Annotated in this window: 17 protein-coding genes; 8 read left to right on the top strand and 9 right to left on the bottom strand. The window is 42.6% G+C overall.

The features are described from left to right. Positions 1-134: 134 nt before the first annotated feature. Positions 135-815, bottom strand: a complete 681-nt coding sequence (locus tag B2R65_RS03620; RefSeq protein ID WP_286741174.1) for an SDR family oxidoreductase — start codon at positions 813-815, stop codon at positions 135-137. 228 nt (positions 816-1,043) lie between these two features. After that, entirely contained in the window at positions 1,044-2,042 is a 999-nt protein-coding gene (locus B2R65_RS03615) for a DUF4382 domain-containing protein (RefSeq protein ID WP_286741173.1), read from the bottom strand. Positions 2,043-2,388: 346 nt separating this feature from the next. Here B2R65_RS03615 and B2R65_RS03610 point away from each other — a divergent pair, with 346 nt between their 5' ends. Then, entirely contained in the window at positions 2,389-3,243 is an 855-nt protein-coding gene (locus tag B2R65_RS03610; protein ID WP_029773660.1) for a mechanosensitive ion channel family protein, read from the top strand. An 86-nt stretch (positions 3,244-3,329) separates the two neighbouring features. On the opposite strand, the gene astB is transcribed toward B2R65_RS03610, so the two are convergent. The 3 genes from astB to B2R65_RS03595 form a co-directional block, all read right to left on the bottom strand. After that, on the bottom strand, positions 3,330-4,676 hold the full coding sequence (gene astB / locus B2R65_RS03605; protein ID WP_282337792.1) for an N-succinylarginine dihydrolase: 1,347 nt from the start codon (positions 4,674-4,676) through the stop codon (positions 3,330-3,332). 412 nt (positions 4,677-5,088) lie between these two features. Next, positions 5,089-6,192: an L-dopachrome tautomerase-related protein gene (locus tag B2R65_RS03600; RefSeq protein WP_286741169.1), complete on the bottom strand. Its 1,104-nt coding sequence runs from the start codon at positions 6,190-6,192 to the stop codon at positions 5,089-5,091. A gap of 2 nt (positions 6,193-6,194) precedes the next feature. Further along, positions 6,195-7,205: a zinc-binding alcohol dehydrogenase family protein gene (locus B2R65_RS03595; protein ID WP_286741168.1), complete on the bottom strand. Its 1,011-nt coding sequence runs from the start codon at positions 7,203-7,205 to the stop codon at positions 6,195-6,197. Between the two features lie 113 nt (positions 7,206-7,318). Between B2R65_RS03595 and B2R65_RS03590 the strand changes: the two genes are divergently transcribed. Next, a complete protein-coding gene (locus B2R65_RS03590) occupies positions 7,319-8,218 on the top strand; it encodes a LysR family transcriptional regulator (protein WP_235576527.1) in 900 nt (299 codons plus the stop codon). On the opposite strand, the gene B2R65_RS03585 is transcribed toward B2R65_RS03590, so the two are convergent. Beyond that, positions 8,207-8,665, bottom strand: a complete 459-nt coding sequence (locus B2R65_RS03585; protein ID WP_121638292.1) for a MarR family winged helix-turn-helix transcriptional regulator — start codon at positions 8,663-8,665, stop codon at positions 8,207-8,209. The genes B2R65_RS03590 and B2R65_RS03585 overlap by 12 nt on opposite strands. Positions 8,666-8,800: 135 nt before the next feature. Between B2R65_RS03585 and B2R65_RS03580 the strand changes: the two genes are divergently transcribed. Beyond that, positions 8,801-9,229, top strand: a complete 429-nt coding sequence (locus B2R65_RS03580; protein WP_286741167.1) for an organic hydroperoxide resistance protein — start codon at positions 8,801-8,803, stop codon at positions 9,227-9,229. A 278-nt stretch (positions 9,230-9,507) separates the two neighbouring features. Here the strand turns inward: B2R65_RS03580 and B2R65_RS03575 are convergent, their stop codons facing one another. From B2R65_RS03575 to B2R65_RS03565, 3 genes are all read right to left on the bottom strand, one after another. Then, entirely contained in the window at positions 9,508-9,975 is a 468-nt protein-coding gene (locus B2R65_RS03575) for a nuclear transport factor 2 family protein (protein ID WP_008129990.1), read from the bottom strand. Positions 9,976-10,064: 89 nt separating this feature from the next. Beyond that, a complete protein-coding gene (locus tag B2R65_RS03570) occupies positions 10,065-12,200 on the bottom strand; it encodes an FAD-binding oxidoreductase (protein ID WP_286741165.1) in 2,136 nt (711 codons plus the stop codon). A gap of 118 nt (positions 12,201-12,318) precedes the next feature. Next, entirely contained in the window at positions 12,319-12,939 is a 621-nt protein-coding gene (locus B2R65_RS03565) for a glutathione S-transferase family protein (protein WP_055255515.1), read from the bottom strand. Positions 12,940-13,120: 181 nt separating this feature from the next. On the opposite strand from B2R65_RS03565, the gene B2R65_RS03560 reads away from it, so the two are divergent. From B2R65_RS03560 to B2R65_RS03540, 5 genes are all read left to right on the top strand, one after another. Further along, entirely contained in the window at positions 13,121-14,005 is an 885-nt protein-coding gene (locus B2R65_RS03560) for a LysR family transcriptional regulator (protein ID WP_286741164.1), read from the top strand. A gap of 362 nt (positions 14,006-14,367) precedes the next feature. After that, positions 14,368-14,721: a metalloregulator ArsR/SmtB family transcription factor gene (locus B2R65_RS03555; protein WP_286741162.1), complete on the top strand. Its 354-nt coding sequence runs from the start codon at positions 14,368-14,370 to the stop codon at positions 14,719-14,721. 38 nt (positions 14,722-14,759) lie between these two features. Continuing rightward, positions 14,760-15,770 (top strand): ArsJ-associated glyceraldehyde-3-phosphate dehydrogenase, encoded by a 1,011-nt coding sequence (locus B2R65_RS03550; protein WP_286741160.1) that lies wholly within the window; start codon positions 14,760-14,762, stop codon positions 15,768-15,770. A 31-nt stretch (positions 15,771-15,801) separates the two neighbouring features. Next, positions 15,802-17,019, top strand: a complete 1,218-nt coding sequence (gene arsJ / locus B2R65_RS03545; RefSeq protein WP_286741158.1) for an organoarsenical effux MFS transporter ArsJ — start codon at positions 15,802-15,804, stop codon at positions 17,017-17,019. A 99-nt stretch (positions 17,020-17,118) separates the two neighbouring features. Then, positions 17,119-19,239: a methyl-accepting chemotaxis protein gene (locus B2R65_RS03540; protein ID WP_121638297.1), complete on the top strand. Its 2,121-nt coding sequence runs from the start codon at positions 17,119-17,121 to the stop codon at positions 19,237-19,239. Positions 19,240-19,342 lie beyond the last annotated feature (103 nt).

Genomic DNA, 19,342 nt, shown 5'->3' with positions numbered 1-19,342 from the left:
TAAATAAACAAGATAAATAAACAAGACATCCATCTTAAATTATTCATACTATCCAGCCAGTATTTATCAAAAACAACCGTCAGGTTTAACGCCATTGCCATTAAACCTAACAGCTCAAATTTAACCAATCAACGTTAATTAGTTGGCATTAAATAAATTTCGCGGACGTTGTTGCGCTGGTTTGCTTCTATTGCAAACAGTACGGCGTCGGCCACATCTTGTGGGTCGAGTTTGTCGGGCTTTGCTTCATCAAAAAATGGGGTGTTTACCATGCCTGGGGCTATGGTGGTACAGCGGCCATTCCACTCGCTCATTTCCTCAGCTAAGTTTTGCCCAAACCCGTAAGCAAACCATTTAGTTGCACCGTAAATAGAGCCTTTTATTGGCTTACGGCCAGCGGCTGAGCTGGTTAATATAAAGTGGCCTTTGTTTTGGCGTAAATGGGGCAGGGTTGCTTTTGCCGTCCACAGCAGGGCTTTAATGTTTATGTCTATCATGGTTGACCATTCATCGGGGTCGCCTTTTTCAGTGCCTGCGGTTGAAACGCCCATACCTGCGTTGGCAAATGCGGCATCTAGTCGGCCAAATTTTTTAAGCCCTTTTGTTACTGCGTTTTCAAGTTCGGTAAAGTCGGTGGCATCTGCGGGTACACTCAGTGCGTTATCTTCACCTAATGACTCAACTAGTTCAGCTAATTTATCTTCACTTCTGGCGGTAAGAATGACTTTATGGCCGTTATTAACCAATGTTTTTGCACTCGCTTCACCTATGCCACTAGAGGCACCTGTAATTAGAACTACTTTTTCTTTCGCCATGATTATTTCTCCTATGTTTACATATTCAAAATGATAAGAACGGTTTAATTAATACGTGCTATTAACTGTACCAGTTCTGGGTTAACGGGGCTTGAATGCAGGTCACTTTACGAATGAATTATTTCGATGATGTTAGGTGAGTGGCTTTAATGGGTTTTTGCAAAGGTGGAGTGTTCGTTTTTGTTATACTTTTTATAAAAAAAGCGCACCTTAAAGTGCGCTATACGTTTATTGTGTTATGTCAAAGCTAACTGAAAGGTCCTCAGTTTGCGGTACACTAATTTGCTTAAGTTGATAAACAGTGAAATCAGTATCTTCTAGCTCTGCATCGTCTATATGTGCGGTGCACGTATAGCCAAGTTGGTAATCTCCCGGTGTAATGAAAGCAAGCTCAAACTCATATTGGTTATCGTCTTGGTCAAATACAACATTTGCGGTCGCAAGTGGGGCATCTTCTGGGGTTTGCTCATCTATTTCGTATATATCTTTAGTTACTTGAGCATCTGATGAATATAAATATACGGCGTGTCCAAACGTTGAATCTGCAGCAGCAGTGGCGATATTGTCTGTTTCACAGTTATTAATAAGCGCTTGGCTTACTGTGCCTTCAATTTCTTGTGACTCAGAAAGATTTTGTAATCGTACGCCTCTAGGTTTTAAAAAGATCTCCTCATTATTTTGGGGATCGACCAGCGATTTTTTTAGGTCAAATTCTAAAACAAAGTCGTTATCAGTTTGGTTAAGTGTAAAGCCATCGAGTTGTATTTCGCCTACACCATCATTCCCTTTTCTTTTTACCACGAGCGGAGCAATGCTGTCGTCTTCGTATACTACGTGAGATGTAAAACTAAGGTTATTAGTATCGCCATTTATAACCTGAGCGCGGATCCACGAGTATTCGCCTGCTGGCACTTCTTGATCGTCAAGCAGCTCAAAAACATCGTCACCGGTGTAATCGAGCAAATTAACCATTTGTGGTTGAGATGCGTCAGTTTCACTTCGGGTTTCAAAACTAAATTCTTCATCGCCTTGTGTTTTAATAGTGATTGAATCAAACACGACGTTAACCGCTTTTAAACCACTAACCGGCGCATCTGACACACCAAGGCTAAAGGTTGATTTGTCGCTAGATTGTGGCGGTGTTGTGTCATTGTCATCACTTGAAGAGCCACACCCCGCTAATGCAAAAAGAACGGCGCTGCTGACTAATGTTGATTTAAAATTCATGATTTACTCCTTTAGTTTATAAAGCGAATTGTAGAAGGGCTAAGCTGAATTTAAATTGAACTGGTTTTTAGAATAGTTACTTGAAGTTAATCTTTATTTTATTTTGCGCATTTTTGAACAAAAGTATGTACGCCATAGGTTAACTAGTTTGTGAGCACTAAGGTTTTAAGCGTGAAAATTTAAGCGAAAAAAAGAAAAACTTTGCCCAATTAATTTGCTGATATAGGCACACCTTCCACTTATTTTAATGCTATCGCTTTAAAATTTTTACTATATACTCCCGCCACTTCTTTTGAAGTGTATAGATTTAATTCTTGCTGATAATCAGCCCATAGTTGGAATATGTATGAAAGATAAACTTATTGTGTTTTGGCAAAGCCATTCAGAAACAATCATCACTTTAGGTTACAAAGTGGTATTAGCCTTGGCTATTTTAGTTGCGAGTGCGCTTATTGCGCGTTCAGTAAAAAAAGCGATTAAAAATTCTAAGTCGCCATTAAAAAAAGTAGACGAAACGCTACTGCCGCTGTTATCGAGCATTGCGGGGTATTTAGTTTACATAATTGCTGGGCTGTTTATTTTAGATATTTTTGGCGTTAATACGGCAAGCTTAATAGCGCTAATGGGCGCGGCGGGTTTAGCGATTGGTTTAGCCCTTAAAAACACCTTAAGTAATATTGCAGCTGGCATTATGCTACTCATACTTAGGCCATTTAAAATAGGCGATTTTGTAGATGCTAGCGGCACGCTTGGCACAGTGAACGAAATAAACTTATTTACGACTATTTTTAAAACCACCGACGGCCTTTATATCGCATCGCCTAATGGTAAAGTATGGGGCGGCAACATTAAAAACTTTACCCGTAACGGTAAAAGGCGCATGGATATAGTGGTGGGAATTTCGTACGCCGACTCTATTGATGTAGGCTTAAATGTACTTAAAGAAGTTGCCGAATCAGAAAGCAGATTACTTGCAGAGCCTGCGCCTAAAGTAATGGTTACTTCAATAGGCGAAAGCGCAGTAAATATTCAATTACGTGCATGGGCTGTAAATGGCGATTACTGGCAAACCGTGTGGGATTTAAATAAACGCGTTAAAGAGGCCATAGAAGGCGCGGGGCTGAGTATTCCGTTTCCGCAGCGTACGCTGCATATATCTGAGTCGATGGCATCGGCAATAACGGTTAATAACGGTAAATAAAACCTTTAAACACTATTAGCATAAGCACAAATAAAAATAGCGAGCCTTGGCTCGCTATTTTTGTATTAGCTTTTTGCTGACGAGTATTAACCTTCTAATTGAAAGTCGTATACCGAGCCTAAATTAAGCAGCTGGGTTAGTTCATCCAGTGCTTGGTAGCTTTCGGTAAGTAGGGCTGAATCGGCAAAGTCGCTTGCGCCTAGCTTATCGCGGTAGTTACGCTTTGCCCAGTCACAAAGCTGAGTGTATTTATTATCGGTTAAAATAACCTCTGGGTTTACCGCAGCGAGTTCTTGCTCGTTAAGAGCTACACGTAAACGCAGACAGGCAGGGCCGCCGCCATTTTGCATACTTTGGCGCAGGTCAAAAAACTGCACTTGGTTTACTGGGTTATCGGCTAAAATCATTTCTTCAATGTAGGCATTTACTGCGCTATTACGTTGACACTCTTGTGGCGCTACTAATAGCATTGAGCCATCATCTAGGCTTACTAATTGGCTATTAAATAAGTAACTGCTTACTGCATCGCTAATGCTTACTTTATCAGTAGGTACTTCAATTATGTATAGCTGTTTGTTGCCGGTGTAGGCATCGCGAATTTCTTGCAGGGCATCGTGTTGGTTTAAAAATGCTTGCTGGTGGCAAAGCAATACGTTTGCGTTACCTACTGCAATTACATCGTTATGAAACACGCCTTGGTCTATAACATCTGGATTTTGCTGCAGTAAAATTTGGCTCGATTCTTTTAAATTATGTAATCGGCAAATGGCTTCTGAGGCTTCTAGTGTTTGCCTTGCAGGAAACTTAGCCGGTTTTGGTAATTGGCTGTTAAAGGCACTTGCACCAAATACAAACATTTCTAGGCCTTGCTCGCCGTGGCTGTCGCAAAGGCGGGTGTGGTTAGCCGCGCCTTCGTCGCCAAAAAAGCCCTGATCGGGTAAATGCGTGTGATGTGCAAAGTAGCTATCGTTATTAAACATGGCTTTTAGTAAGCGGGTAGTTGTAGCAGGCTCTAGCGAGCGATGAAACTTATTGTTTAAATTAGCTGAGGTAAAATGCACTTTGCCATCGAGGGTATCTGGCGATGGAGAAACAGTAGCGGCATTGGCGGTCCACATTGCAGAGGCCGAATAACACGCGCGCAATAAAATAGGGTCTGCTTTAAATGCTTTATGAATAACTTGCGAGTCGTTGCCGGTAAAACCTAGGCGACGTAGTACGTTTAAATCGGGGCGTGCGTGGGGCGCAAACACACCTTGTGTTAGGCCTTTGTCGTGCATGGCTTTCATTTTTTCAAGGCCCTGTAACACAGCTTCTTGAGGGTTTGAAAAACTTGCCGCATTATTTAACGAGGCAACGTTACCATACGATAAACCCGCATAGTTGTGAGTAGGGCCAACTAAGCCATCAAAATTTACTTCTAAGGCGTGCATACACGTTCCAATCATATTGTTTTTAGTTACTTAACAATACAACGCAATGGCCGCGCTTGCAAAGCCTATAAATACGAAATTTATCGGCTGTAAACTCGCTCTTTATCGCACGTAGTATGGGTATTGCTGGGATCGTTTACCTGCCATACGCTAATGTCTAAACGCCATAGTAGGTAAAGGGTGTGGTATAGGTTAGCCATGGTATTTTCCTTGAAAGTTTCACTGAACACATCTGTACTTTGAAAGAATTATGCCAACTGTTAATTGAATATTTTATGAATACAAATCAGATATTTATTAAAACACTAAAAATAACTTTTGAGCGCTTAGCACCACTTTGGGGCTAAAAGGCTTAAAAGTTGCACCAAAAAGCCACGCAGCGGGTGCGTGGCGTATGGTTTATACGCTGTATTTAGCGCCCTACTTTACCCTTTACTAGTGGGTCGAACGACAGCACACTAAATTTTCCTTGGCTGGCATTTTTACCGTTATTTAATACTGGCGAGCGATGTAGCTCATCTACGGTAAAATATATTTTATGATCGGCGCCATAACTAAAGCCATCAGGCCAGCTTAAGCGCTCGTCTTTATATAATACGTGGTATTTACCGCTTGGTTTTACTACACCAATTGCGCCGTTGGTTATGTCGGTAACATACACATTACCGCCGCCATCAACAATAATGCCATCTGAAATTGGTTTAGTGCCGTAACGCGTTACTTTACTTTCAAGGGCGCTTGCGCTCAGGCTTTTATTGTTAATATCGCTTGTGGCAATACGGTAAACCGATGTGCCAGACATAGAGCCAAAGTAAAGCCACTGTTCGCTTGGGTCGAGTGTGATTGGGTTTACGCCTAAACGTGCTGGTTGGCCGCCTAGTTTCATGGTGCGCCCTTCAATGACCATGTCGATGTTTTCGGCTGTGGTGTATGGGCTATTTTGTAAGACTCTGCGCGCCTCACCTGTTTTTAAATTTACGGTAATAATAGCGGCTTGGCTGCCTTGTGCGGTGTCGGCAATGTATACAACGCCGTGTTTATTATCGATAACTAAATCGTTTAAAAACGAGGTGTCGGTAATGGTGGGTTTAGCTAAATAAATTATTTTATGCAGCTGCTCTTTGTTGGTATCCCATCCGACTAAACGCCCAGCATGATCAGGGCCTGATGTATCAAGCATCCATAACACGCCATCGGCAGATACATTTATGCCAAGTACGTCGTAAAAGCCTTTGCCGTTTTTGTACGCGTATGCCCATTCTTCATTAGGGTAGGGTTTGGTGGTGCCATCGCTTAATAGCTCCATAATTTTTTGTTTTTGGCCGTAAAAACCATGTACCGATAAAAACTTACGACCCGATGGCGTAATAGCAATATTACCTGGTGGGTGTTGTGCATCAAATGTAGCAACTGTTTTTAAATCGGTGTGCGTAGGTTGGGAATTCGCAAACACACTGCTGGTTAAAAACGCAGTGCTACAGGCTGCAACTAAAAGTAATTTTTTAATCTGATTCATGGTTAAAAGCCTTCTAAAACAAGTTTACCGCGTGAGGTGTGCGATTCTAAAATTTGATGCGCTTTATATAAATTAGCGGCGTTAATTAATCCTAAATTTTGCCCAAGCGTGGTTTTAAGTGTACCTGCGTCTATCAGCTCGCTAATTTCATTAAGTAAGGTGTGCTGCGCTGTTATATCGGCGGTAGTAAATAGCGAGCGGGTGAACATAAACTCCCAATGCACCGATATACACTTACGCTTAAATTTTAAAATATCGAACGATGTAGGGTCATCTATTAGCGCAAATTTACCTTGCGGTTTAATACACTCAACTATTTGATCTTGGTATTGGTCGGTATGGGTTAAGCTAATAACGTAATCAAACTCAGCTAAACCAAGCTCTAGGCGCTGCTCGTTTAAATTTTTAGTATGATCGAGCACGTGATCCGCTCCTAACTCTTTAAGCCAAGTTACGCTTTGCTCGCGCGATGCAGTACCTACCACCTTTAGCCCAGTAAGTTGCTTGGCAAGCTGTACTAAAATAGATCCAACGCCACCTGCGGCGCCAATAACTAAAATAGATTGCTGAGTATTTTGCTTATTTTTAGGCACTTGTAAGCGCTCAAACAGCATTTCGTAGGCGGTAATACTGGTTAGCGGCAGCGCTGCGGCTTGTGCGTCGGTTAATGTTTTAGGCGCACGGCCTACAATACGCTCGTCAACTAATTGAAATTGCGCATTACTGCCTTGGCGCGATAAATCGCCAGCGTAAAATACACGATCTCCCACATTAAATAACGATACCGACTCGCCAACGGCTTTTACAACGCCTACGCCGTCCCAGCCTAATACTTTGTAGCCTTGCTCTGGCGCTACATTTGCACGTATTTTTGTATCTACAGGGTTTACCGAAATAGCCTTTACTTCAATAAGTAGGTCGTGCCCGCTGGCAGTTGGAGTATCAAGCTCAATTGTTTGTATAGAGCTTGCTGTAAGCGTTTTAGTGTTTTTGGTGTAGCCAAATGCTTTCATGTGCGTTCCTGATGATTTTAACCAAGTGTTTTTAACTTATAAGCACTATAGCTCAGTTGAAAAATAGAAAAAGACATGAAAAACTAAAGCACTTTCAAATTTTAATTGAAAATATGCGATCATTTAACGATATTCAAACTTTTATAGATGTAGCTAGTTGCGCCAGTATTTCTGAAGCTGCACGGCAAAACGAGCAAACTCCAGCGGCGGTAAGTGCTGCTATTAAACGCCTAGAAAAAGACTTAGGAAACGTGCTGTTTATTCGCTCTACCCGCAGCTTACGCTTAAGTGTGGCAGGGGAGCAGTTTTTAAGTTACGCCAAAGACTCCCTTTCACTTATTCAACAAGGGGTAGCTGCAGTACAAACCGCAGTGGGCGAAGTAACGGGAACGCTACAGGTATCGGCCCCGTGCGACTTAGGGCGCAATAAACTAAGTGAATGGCTTAATGAGTTTTTAGCACACTACCCGCATGTAAAACTTAAACTGCACTTAAGTGACGAAGTAAGCGACATTTACAGCCAATCAATTGATATCGCACTGCGCTTTGGTGTACCAAAAGATTCGCAGTTAATTGCAGCGCCACTTTTTTTAAATAATGCGCGTATTTTAGTGGCCTCTGCTGAATATGTAGCAAACAATGGATTGCTTACACATCCACTTAACTTAACGCAGCACACCACCATTACCTTTATGCGCTTTGGCGAGGTGTTTAAAGAGTGGCGATTTTATAAAAATGGCGCAGTGCAAAAAGTGCAGCTAAATTGCCAACACATAGTTAACGATGGCGAAATGGTTAGGCGCTGGGCGCTAGAGGGCAAAGGCATTGCGTATAAGTCGTACTTAGATGTAATTGATGATTTAGCAAGCGGGCAACTCGTTCATTTATGCCCCGAGTGGCAAAGCGATCCGCTACCGCTTTATATGATGTACGCCGATCGGCGCCAAATGACCCCGGTGATCAGCGCATTTAGGGCGTTTATTCAACAAAAAATAACCGCGTTAGTTGGCTAACTCATCATCGTTTTTAGTTGTTAAATCGCTTATTACTAAATCAAGCAGCTGCATTAGCTGTTTGGCTTGTGTGGGATCTACACTTTCAAACTTACATAATATATTTTTTGGAATATCAGCGGCTTCGTTTTTAAGGGCTTGCCCACTTTGGGTAAGCTGAATTAGGCGCTTACGCTTATCGTGCTCATCTTTAATAACAGCCAGCAGAGACTTTTCGGTCATTTTTTTGAGTATTTGGGTCATAGCGCCGCCATCAATAGCGGTTTTATCTATTAGCTGCGCTATGGTTATTTTGTCTTGCTCCCACAGCGCCATCATTACTACATACTGCGGATACGTTAAATTAAGTGCAGCTAAAGGCTCACGGTAAGCACGTGCAATGCTATTTGATGCCATATATAACCTATGACAAAGCTGATTTTTTAATTTTAATTGCTCAAATGACATACCCAACTCCTAGTGCGTTAATACCTTCAACTCAAAAAACATTTTAATTTGCATGCAAAGTATTTGCAATCTCTAATTACTTGACCTATTATTTTGCATGCAAACTAAATTAATTAATAAACTTTGGAGTTCACTATGAATGTATTACAAAACGTTGCCTACACAGCAAAAGCAACTGCAACCGGTGGCCGTGAAGGTGTAGCTAAATCAGACGATGGCCGTTTAGATGTAAACTTATCAACCCCAAAAGGGCTAGGTGGTGACGACGGACAAGGCACAAACCCAGAGCAATTATTTGCAGCTGGTTATGCAGTGTGCTTTATTGGTGCACTAAAATTTGTAGCCGGTAGCGAAAAAATTGCGCTACCAAGTGATACACACATTAACTCTGAAGTATCTATTGGCGCGATTGAAGGCGGTTTTGGCATTGCAGTTAAATTAGCTGTATCACTCGGTGATATGGATAAAACAGCAGCGCAAGAGCTGGTAAATAAAGCACACCAAGTATGCCCATACTCAAACGCAACACGCGGTAATATTGAAGTTGAGCTTTCGGTTATTTAATTAACAGATCACTTAGCATTGTAATAGCCCAGTGGTTTGCCACTGGGCTTTTTTGTATGCAAAGTTTATTAAAAAATAACGTTATAAATATATGAAAACAGCATGATTAAATTAACCCATATACCAGCAACTGACACAGCTGTATTTGTCTTGTAGTGATTAAGTAAGCAGCTCTTTAATGCTGAAAAATGTTGGGAGGATGAAAAGGGTTAAGGCGTTCTGCAAGAACGCCGATAGAGGGCAAACTTTATCGTTTGTATCGGGTGTATTGGGTGTGCTTACAACCCTAATTCCGATAACCCTGGGTGATCGTCGGGGCGGCGCCCTTGGGGCCAGTGAAATTTGCGCTCTGATTCTTTGATGGGTAAGTCGTTGATGCATGCGAAGCGGTTTTGCATTAAGCCGTTTTCATCGAATTCCCAGTTTTCGTTGCCGTAGGAGCGAAACCAGTTGCCGCTGTCGTCGTGCCACTCATACGCGTAACGCACGGCAATACGATTTTCAGTGAAAGCCCATAACTCTTTTATCAGCCTATATTCCAATTCTTTTTCCCATTTTCCCGTTAAAAATGCAGCGGCTTCCTCACGGCTGTTCACGAAAGAGCTGCGATTACGCCATTTGGTATCCACTGTATAAGCAAGTGATACCTTTTCAGCGTTACGGCTGTTCCAACCATCTTCTGCTAGACGCACTTTTTCGATGGCGCTTTCGCGGGTAAAAGGGGGCAGTGGTGGGCGTGTACTCATGTTTAAATCCTCTTTGGGTAAAGTAACGTTGAATAACTTGTATAGGTTTCATCAATAAGTGACTTTGAATATTAGCCTGATTAATTGAGCTACAAATCTAATATAACAGTGTCGCAATCTTTCGCTGGCACAGCGCAGCATAACAATACGTCTGATGCGTCAATATGCGCACTTGGCTTGGTGCGATACGTTACAGCACCACTTTTTAGTTTAACCGCACATGAGCCACATTGGCCGCTGCGGCAACTGTATGGTGGCGTAAGTCCTTTGCTTTCGGCTACGTCGAGCAGGGGCTTGTCACCCTTGTACCAGCTTTGTTCAATACCTGAGTGGGCAAACTTTATCACAGCAGATTTAGCCTCTAGCTCAGCGTGGTTGCTGGTATCTGTTGATTGACGGGCTAAAGATGATGGCCCAAACGCTTCGGCATGAATATCTTCATCTTTTACCCCAATGCCGATCAGTAAGTCATACATACTTTGCATAAAACCTTGGGGGCCACACAGATAAAAGTCTTTGTCGAACAGCGATGGGAAATCGACGCTATGCTCTGTGACCATTGCATTAAGTACGTCCATTACCAAGCTTTGGCTAATTCGCCCTTGAGAAGTGTAATCGTTCGACATAGTAGCGTTATCTGTTTGATTGTTGTGCGCCTGACTTAATACAGAATAATACTGAATACGCCCAGCGCTGCGCTTTGCAATGTTGCTCAGTTCTGCATAGAAAGCGCGTTGCTGCCTATTTTTGGCCGCTTGAATAACTGCCATTGGGCGGATATAGCGAGTGCGTATACCTTCATTAAGTGCATCATTTGCCATGGCCACCATTGGCGTTATGCCCACACCTGCACCTATTAAAATGGCTGGGCGTTGTTGTGTGTTATCGATAAAGAAATGGCCGCTTGGTGCTTTAACCTGTATTTCACTGCCAATCGATATTCGAGAATGCAAGGTACTTGATATCACACCATACTCTTCACGTTTTACTGAAATACGATAACCACTTTGCGTTGGGGCACTGGATACAGTGTAATTGCGCACAAGCCAGTTTTCAGTATTTTGCTGTTTAATACGCAGGGTTAAATGTTGCCCAGGGGAAAATGGCAGTACAGGAGCATCATCTTTTGGCTGTAAATAAAATGAGCGGATTGTACTGCTCTCGTCTTCGATTTTACTGACGGTAAATGCGCGCCACTGGTTGCGTTTAGCTTGTGCTTTAACGATTGCTTCTGCCTGTGACCAAGTACCCGTTGCTTGAGAATTGGGAGAGTAGCTATCGAATTGAGCGCGAAATGGAAGTGCCGCTTTTAATGTCACCCCTTGGGTTAGGGTAAATTGCCAGCCGCGCTGTGCACCTTGAAACCCTTTGATTATCGGTGAGTCACTCGCCAGCAAGGTAACCGTGCCGGTTAACATGAAAACATCGCCGCTGGTAAAATCAACAAACAGTAAACCCGCTTTGGGGTTTAATACGAAATTACCCAGCGTATTGAAGAAGTTATTTCCTGCATAATCAGGAATGGTGAGGGTGTTTTCGTCAACCTTTATAAAACCTGGCATGCCACCACGGTGTGACACATCAACCCCCATAGCATTATGGGCAGATAGCTGACGGTTTACTTCGTTTGAAGGTTCGTTATCCGCAGAACTGGCAACAAAAAACGTATCCGCTTGGCGGATGAATGCCTTTAGGCTATCACTTAGTTCAAAAAACGTTTCAGCGCGCGGAGCTTTGTATGGCGCATCTGGCGAACGGACAAAATGAAGGTTGCGAGTTTGAATATATTGCGGACAATTGCCAAAAGATTGCTCAACTTCTAGGGTAAATTGGTGACTCGCTGCGCTAGTAACACAAGCGTTGACGCGGTTTCTACGCCGGGTCGACATTTCCAGTCCCAATAAACCCAATCGAGCACCTTGTGTGATTGCTGTAGCTAATGGGTCACCTGATAAAATTGGGGTGTTTACTGTGAGCTGAGTCGGGGAAGGGGACTGCACGAAGCCCGGCTTTCCAGGTAAAATTGACGCCCAAAGTTGCCCCTTATCTGCTGTACTACCCAGCACCATAAACGGCAGTTGTTGGAAAAACTGCCTATGCTGAACTGGCATAAATTCGCGGATCGCGCGGCGGCCAATAGTACGCATTTTTTCGTAACTTCCGGCACGTCTTTGCATTTGCTGTTCACCTTCGTGAAAAGCACTTGAAGTAATGTGTGTGTTCATAATGACTCCATGAGCGCAGTGCGCCGGAAAAGCATTTGCCAAAAATATTAAACTGGTGATGCAAAAGAATGTCGGGCTTGAACCTATTCATTGAAAGGCAGAGCCGCTAAAAAAACACTTACTTTACCAGTCCCGCTTTTGTAGCCTGCATAGGAACGAAACCGCTTAACCCTTCTACGTTAGATAACCAGCGACGTATATTTGGATATGGGTCAAGAGATACATCACCCTCGGGAGCGTGGGCGACATAGCTGTATATCGCAAAATCAGCCAAGCTCACTTTATTTGCCACTAAGAAGTCATTGCCATTGAGTTGCTGTTCCAGTTTTGTTAGGGCTTTTGCTGCTGTTTCTTTAGCGAAAACAGGGTCAACCGGCGAGTTGAAAACATTAATTAACCTCGCTGCACCAGGGCCGTAGGATATCTCTCCTGCTGACATGGCAAGGAAACGATGCATCTCAGCTTCGTTGGCAAGATCTTGCGGAATATATGAAGGGGCATATTTGCGTGCCAAATAAATCAGGATTGATATTGAATCGTGAATTACCACGTCGGAATCTTCAATTACTGGTACTACACCTAATGGATTGAGAGCCAAAAAGGGGGCTTGTTTATGCTCCCCAGCGGGTAAGTCTACATAAATAACTTCATGGGCTATGCCTGCAACACTTGCAAATAACTCTACTCGGTGGGCATGGCCGGATAATGGAAAACCGTGAATTTTAATGGCGTTTGACATGATATTTACCTTATTTAATCGTTAACTGATGACTTTTGCTGTTAGCCACTGACCTGTTGTGGCATGGGTAAATATTAGGCGTTGCGTTTCTTATGAACAATATGTTGATTTATAGAATCACTATGTACAAAATATTCATAAATTGGGCGAAGCATTACACGGAGCAATATAAGGAGCTCTTATGGATACACTTGACGGCATGCGCACGTTTATTGCGGTGGCAAAGCAAAAATCTTTTACAGGTGGTGCCAAGCAATTAGGCATAAGCACTAAACTGGCGAGTAAATACATTGCTCAGCTGGAGCAAAAACACGCTGCTTTGTTGTTCCACCGTACTACGCGCAGTGTTACGTTGACCGAAACTGGGCAGGCGTATTTTGTGCGATGCGTTCCTTTGCTGGAACAATTTGAAGAGCTAGAAGATGTCATTCAGCATCGGCAGTCTGATCTGTCTGGCACGGTTCGCTTAACCGCACCTACCGCATTTGGCAGTACTAAATTAGTCGATGCACTGGCCCCATTTTTAGCCAAGCATCCGAAAATTAATGTTGAGTTGAACCTGTCTGATCAGTATGTGGCTATCATCGATGAAGGTGTGGATGTTGCTGTGAGGTTTGGGCCGTTGAAGGATTCAACGCTGATCGCTAAAAGATTAATGGATATGCGTATTGTTTTTTTTGCCTCTCCTGAGTATTTAAAGCGCAATGGCAAACCAAGGCATCCCCGTGCGCTGGCGACACACAATTGTTTATTGCAAACTTCTCAAAACGACCCTGAAAACTGGAAGTTCAAGGAAGATGGCAATACGTTCACCGTTAATGTTAGCGGCGATTTTGCTTCTAACTCCCCCAGAGCAGTAACCCACATGGCTTCCCAAGGGCTAGGAATAGGCATGGGCCCACAATACGTGACAGAGCCTTACGTAAAAGACGGCTCATTGCAGTTACTGTTCGAACCCTACGAAGCAAGCATATTGGAATTAAACGCAGTGTATGCTTCAAACCGCCACTTACCGGCAAGAATACGAGCATTACTTGATCATCTTGCGCTTTCTTTTGCAACTTAGTGGTAATTACCTCAATAGCTACTGTGCAGGCACAATGTATAACGTATCTGCTTATTGATTTAGACTTTGCTCGTGAAGTAGAGCAAAGCGTAGGGCATCTTTTTATCGCACAGACCTGCGTAAATACCTTGTTAGCATAAGGCTTTAAATGGCAGCAGCGATAAAGCACACCAAGTATGCCCATACTAAAACGCTACAAAAGCCCAGGGGTTTGCCACTGGGCTTTTTTGTGCGCTGCAATTTACTAGAAATCACATTAATTGAAGTGGGCTTTTAAATAAACATACGAAAAATCGTATATTCACTATTTCATATATTCTCATTTTGTTTTATTGTATGCACACTAACTAAACGAGGATGCTATGGAACAACTCAACCCACTACAATTTTACAAATGCTTAGCCGACGATACACGCTTAAAAGCCATGTTATTAATTAGCCATGAGCAAGAGCTGTGTGTGTGTGAGCTTGTTGCTGCGCTTGAACTTAGCCAACCTAAAGTGTCGCGCCATTTAGCGCAGCTTAGGCAATGTGGCTTATTGAGCGACCGTAAGCAAAATCAATGGGTGTATTACAGCATTAATAAAGCCTTGCCGAAGTGGGCTCTTAGCGTAATAGCACAAACCAAAAACGAAAATTCTGCGTTTTATAACGACGATTTAAATCGACTCAATGCTATGGGTAATCGCCCAGAGCGTGCAGCAAGCTGCTGTTAATTAAGCAAATTGATATAACTTTACTAAAGGTATTTATTATGACAATTAAAGTAGGTATTAACGGCTTTGGCCGTATGGGACGTTTAACACTGCGCGCAGCACTAGAGTGGCCAGAAGTAGAATTTATTAAAGTAAATGATGTTGCAGGCGATGCTAAAACACATGCCCATTTATTAGAGTTTGACTCAGTGCACGGGCGTTTAGCCCAAAATGTTACAGCAAACGAAAATAGCTTTAGTGTGGGCAAACACACTATTGCCGTTACCAATAACAAAACCATTAGCGATACCGATTGGTCTGATTGCGATGTAGTGATAGAAGCCAGCGGTAAAATGAAAACCACTGAGCTGTTAAATAAATATTTAGCACAAGGTGTTAAGCGCGTTGTGGTAACCGCTCCGGTAAAAGAAGACGGCATTTTAAATGTGGTTATGGGCGTTAACGATAATTTATATAACCCAGATGAGCACAAAATTGTGACTGCGGCTTCGTGTACGACTAACTGTTTAGCGCCTATTGTAAAAGTACTGCAAGAAAAAGTAGGCATTAAGCACGGCTCAATGACCACTATTCACGATATTACCAATACCCAAACTATTATTGATGCGCCACATAAAGACTTACGTCGTGCTCGTTCGTGCGGGACAAGTTTAATACCTACCACAACTGGTAGTGCAACAGCTATTACGCATATATTCCCTGAGCTAAAAGGTAAGTTAAATGGCCATGCTGTGCGCGTACCTTTAACTAACGCATCGATTACTGACTGTGTATTTGAGCTTGAGCGTGGTGTAACTGCCGCTGAGGTGAATGAATGGTTTGCTCAAGCGTCTAAAAACGAGCTTGCTGGTGTATTAGGCTACGAAGAAAAACCGCTGGTATCGATTGATTACAAAACCGATCCACGCAGTAGCATTATTGATGCGCTTTCTACCATGGTTATTAATAATACCCAGCTTAAATTATACGCTTGGTACGATAACGAATGGGGCTACGCTAATCGTACTGCCGAGCTTATGCTTAAAGTTGCTAAAAGTGACTTGGTTTAACCATTAATTAAAGGTTTTAAGGGCGTTAACCATGTTTGAGCAACTCGCTAATTTACCTACAGCAATAAAACAGTATTTAATAGTTACCGGTAATTACTGGGCATTTACCTTAACCGATGGCGCACTACGTATGCTGGTGGTGCTGCATTTTCATCAGTTAGGGTATGGTGCGCTGGCCATTGCCATGCTGTTTTTGTTTTACGAAATTTTTGGTGTGATCACCAATTTAGTGGGCGGTTGGCTAGGGGCTCATTTAGGCCTTAATAAAACCATGAACTTTGGCTTGGCGCTGCAAATAATGGCGCTTGCCATGTTATGTGCGCCAAGTGAATGGCTTACAGTGGCTTATGTTATGGCGGCGCAAGCGCTTAGCGGCATAGCAAAAGATTTAAATAAAATGAGCGCCAAAAGCGCCATTAAACACTTAGTGCCCGAGGGAGAAAGCGGCCAAGGCCAGCTCTATAAATGGGTGGCTATTTTAACGGGCTCAAAAAATGCGTTAAAAGGGGTCGGCTTCTTTTTAGGTGGTTTACTCCTTACGGTACTGGGTTTTGTAGGTGCTTTAAAAGCCCTAATTATACTACTTACTATTGCGTGGATTATTAGCGTTGTATTTTTAAAAGGCGACATGGGCAAGGCTAAAAATAAGCCTAAGTTTAAAGAGCTACTTTCTAAATCCCGTGCAATAAATTTATTAAGTGCAGCACGATTATGCTTGTTTGCCGCGCGTGATGTATGGTTTGTAGTGGCTTTACCTATTTATTTAGCCCAGCAGTTTAACTGGAACTTTTGGTGGGTAAGTGGCTTTATGGCACTTTGGGTAATTGGCTACGGTGGTGTGCAATCACAAGCGCCGCGTATTACCGGCACCAGTAACTCAAACGTTGATACCGTTAAACATGCCTATTTATGGGTGTTGCTGCTAAGTGGTGTAACAGCACTATTAGCACTTTTTATGCAACTTGATGTGGCCGTGCATGCCACGCTGATTATAGGTTTGCTTATTTTTGGCGGTGTATTTGCCGTTAATTCATCTGTGCATAGTTACCTAATTGTCAGCTTTGCTAAAAGCGATGGTGTATCGCTTGATGTTGGCTTTTATTATATGGCCAATGCCATGGGGCGTTTACTGGGCACGGTGCTTTCGGGGTGGGTGTTTCAGGTTTATGGCTTTGTAGCGTGTTTGTGGGTGAGCGTTGCTTTACTCATAGGTGCCACGATAACCACTGCTATTTTGGCCAAGCGTTAGGCCTAATTGTTCAAAAAACTTAAATTATTTTATGTTATTGATGGCTTGATGCAGTTTGTATATTAAACTGTAGGGGTGTTTTAACAAAAGGTAATTTAAGTGCGAGAACTCACGTTAGCAAAAAAGTTATTATGGATAACTGTAGGGAGTACATTTTTAACAGTATTAGTACTTTCTGGGGTTTTATGGTGGCAAATGTCATCAAACAGCGAGGCGCTCGCTAAAGAGTCTGAAGATTATATCGTGGCCGAAGTTGAGCAAAAGCTTAACGCAAACGCGGCTGCTTACGGCGAAAAAATTGCCGGATTTATCAACGAAGCTTACCGAATTCCAAACTCATTAGCTGCATTACTTGGTGATGCGGCTAATACTCAAACATTAAACCGCGACACGGTAGTGAGCATTAACCGCTCTATACTTGAAAAAAATCGGTTTTTATCGTCAATTTATTCGCAGTTTGAAGCCAATGCCTTTGATGGGCAAGACGCGCAATTTAAGCAAGGATATAAACACTCAGTTAATGGCGATGGCACGTTAGAAGTATATATAACGCGTGACCAAAACGGCATTATTGAGCAGCAAAAAGTAGCTAACGCTGCCGATAAATACCTGACCTCGTTAAACGAATTTGGTATTCGTGAAGCGCATTGGTATTTATGCGCAAAAGATACACTTAAGCCCTGTATTATGGAACCTTACCTTTACGAAATACCTTCTGGCGATTCGGTTATGCTTACCTCTTTAACCGTACCTATTACTAAATCGGGCCGCTTTATTGGTTTAGCAGGCGTTGATTTAACGCTCCCTACGTTTCAGGGCTTAACCGAAAAACTTTCGAGCGAACTTTATAACGGCCAAGCAAAAGTAACACTTTTAAGTGATATAGGTTTAATTGTAGGCAGCAGTCACTACAAATCAAAATTAGGCCGCCCATTTAAAGAAGCGGTTAGTAGTAACACTTACAGTGAGCTGGTTAAATTTAAAGGGCAACATGGCCTTTTTAAAACACCTAGCGAGTATTTAGTTAACTACCCAATTAATATTAAGCTGGCTAACACTCAGTGGAGCCTACTTATTGAAGTGCCAAGTAATTTAGCGCTAGAGGGGCCTAATGCCTTAGCTAAAAACATGAGTGACTCGGCCAATCAGCTCGGTGTTGTTATTTTAATAACCGGTGCTGTTATTGCTTTAATTGCTTTTATTATTATGAAAGTAGTAGTAGGCACTGTGGTTGCACCCCTTGAGCAAATTCAACAACGTGTAGATAACCTTGCCAGCTCAGAAGGTGACTTAACTCATACGCTCCATGTAGATACCCACGCAGAGCTGATTGCGCTTGCGGGTGGTTTTAATGCCTTTTTAGCTAAGCTACGTGGCTTAATTGCAGAGCTTAAAGATGTATCGTCGCAAACAAAACAGCAAGGCGAAATAGCACAGCATATTGCTATTGATACAAAACATAATGTGCAATCGCAGTTTCAAGAAATTGAAAGTGTAGTGACCGCTATGAACGAAATGAGCGCCACCGCACTTGAAGTTGCCAGAGCCTCTGAGCAATCTGCTCAACAAGCGGATGAAATAAATGGTTTAGTGGTTAGCAGTGAGTCGAGCTTGTCATCGGCTATGAGCCAAGTGAAAACCATGTCTGAAGAAATAAAAGAAGCCAACCAAGCGGTTGAAAAAGTGGCTTCGCGTAGTAAAGATATTACGCAAATTTTAGATGTGATAAGAACCATTTCAGAGCAAACCAACTTACTTGCACTTAATGCCGCCATTGAGGCAGCACGCGCTGGCGAGCACGGCAGAGGCTTTGCCGTAGTTGCCGATGAAGTACGTGCACTGGCGTCTAAAACACGCTCATCTACCGATGATATTAGCCAACTTATAGATAGCTTATTGTTAGAAGTAGGTAATGCATCAACCGTAATTGAAAAAGGCGTAGTACGCGCGCAAAGCGCAGTAGACGAAACTTCGGTGGCGTTTGACGCGCTGCACAGTGTGGTAGTAAAAGTAGATGAAATTACTAATCAAATTACCCACATTGCCACCGCCGCCGAAGAGCAAAGCTTAGTAACTGAAGAGATAAATCGTAACCTTACGCTTATTTCTGATGCTGCATCGCAACTGGCTGATTTATCGACTCAGGCGGGCGATAGTAGCGAAGCGCTTAATGCACTGGTAGCGCAGCAAGATAGCGAGCTTAATAAACTTAAAACGTAAGTAAAGCTCAACCCTAGCAAATATAAAAAGCGGCTAATTCACACGAATTAGCCGCTTTTTTTAGTTGAGACTTTTTAGAAGTTAGTAATGCGAAACGTTATAG

Origin of the sequence: Pseudoalteromonas sp. UBA2102 (genome assembly GCF_002331165.1) — a bacterium.
Classification (GTDB): Bacteria; Pseudomonadota; Gammaproteobacteria; order Enterobacterales; family Alteromonadaceae; genus Pseudoalteromonas; species Pseudoalteromonas atlantica.
This window is presented reverse-complemented; position numbering and strand designations above follow the sequence as displayed.

Coding starts and splice junctions, on each gene's coding strand:
- B2R65_RS03570 (WP_286741165.1), bottom strand. CDS start 12,200: ATGAACACACACATTACTTCAAGTGCTTTTCACGAAGGTGAACAGCAA.
- B2R65_RS03600 (WP_286741169.1), bottom strand. CDS start 6,192: ATGAATCAGATTAAAAAATTACTTTTAGTTGCAGCCTGTAGCACTGCG.
- B2R65_RS03560 (WP_286741164.1), top strand. CDS start 13,121: ATGGATACACTTGACGGCATGCGCACGTTTATTGCGGTGGCAAAGCAA.
- astB (WP_282337792.1), bottom strand. CDS start 4,676: ATGCACGCCTTAGAAGTAAATTTTGATGGCTTAGTTGGCCCTACTCAC.
- B2R65_RS03555 (WP_286741162.1), top strand. CDS start 14,368: ATGGAACAACTCAACCCACTACAATTTTACAAATGCTTAGCCGACGAT.
- B2R65_RS03620 (WP_286741174.1), bottom strand. CDS start 815: ATGGCGAAAGAAAAAGTAGTTCTAATTACAGGTGCCTCTAGTGGCATA.
- B2R65_RS03610 (WP_029773660.1), top strand. CDS start 2,389: ATGAAAGATAAACTTATTGTGTTTTGGCAAAGCCATTCAGAAACAATC.
- B2R65_RS03615 (WP_286741173.1), bottom strand. CDS start 2,042: ATGAATTTTAAATCAACATTAGTCAGCAGCGCCGTTCTTTTTGCATTA.
- arsJ (WP_286741158.1), top strand. CDS start 15,802: ATGTTTGAGCAACTCGCTAATTTACCTACAGCAATAAAACAGTATTTA.
- B2R65_RS03585 (WP_121638292.1), bottom strand. CDS start 8,665: ATGTCATTTGAGCAATTAAAATTAAAAAATCAGCTTTGTCATAGGTTA.
- B2R65_RS03565 (WP_055255515.1), bottom strand. CDS start 12,939: ATGTCAAACGCCATTAAAATTCACGGTTTTCCATTATCCGGCCATGCC.
- B2R65_RS03580 (WP_286741167.1), top strand. CDS start 8,801: ATGAATGTATTACAAAACGTTGCCTACACAGCAAAAGCAACTGCAACC.
- B2R65_RS03595 (WP_286741168.1), bottom strand. CDS start 7,205: ATGAAAGCATTTGGCTACACCAAAAACACTAAAACGCTTACAGCAAGC.
- B2R65_RS03550 (WP_286741160.1), top strand. CDS start 14,760: ATGACAATTAAAGTAGGTATTAACGGCTTTGGCCGTATGGGACGTTTA.
- B2R65_RS03590 (WP_235576527.1), top strand. CDS start 7,319: ATGCGATCATTTAACGATATTCAAACTTTTATAGATGTAGCTAGTTGC.
- B2R65_RS03575 (WP_008129990.1), bottom strand. CDS start 9,975: ATGAGTACACGCCCACCACTGCCCCCTTTTACCCGCGAAAGCGCCATC.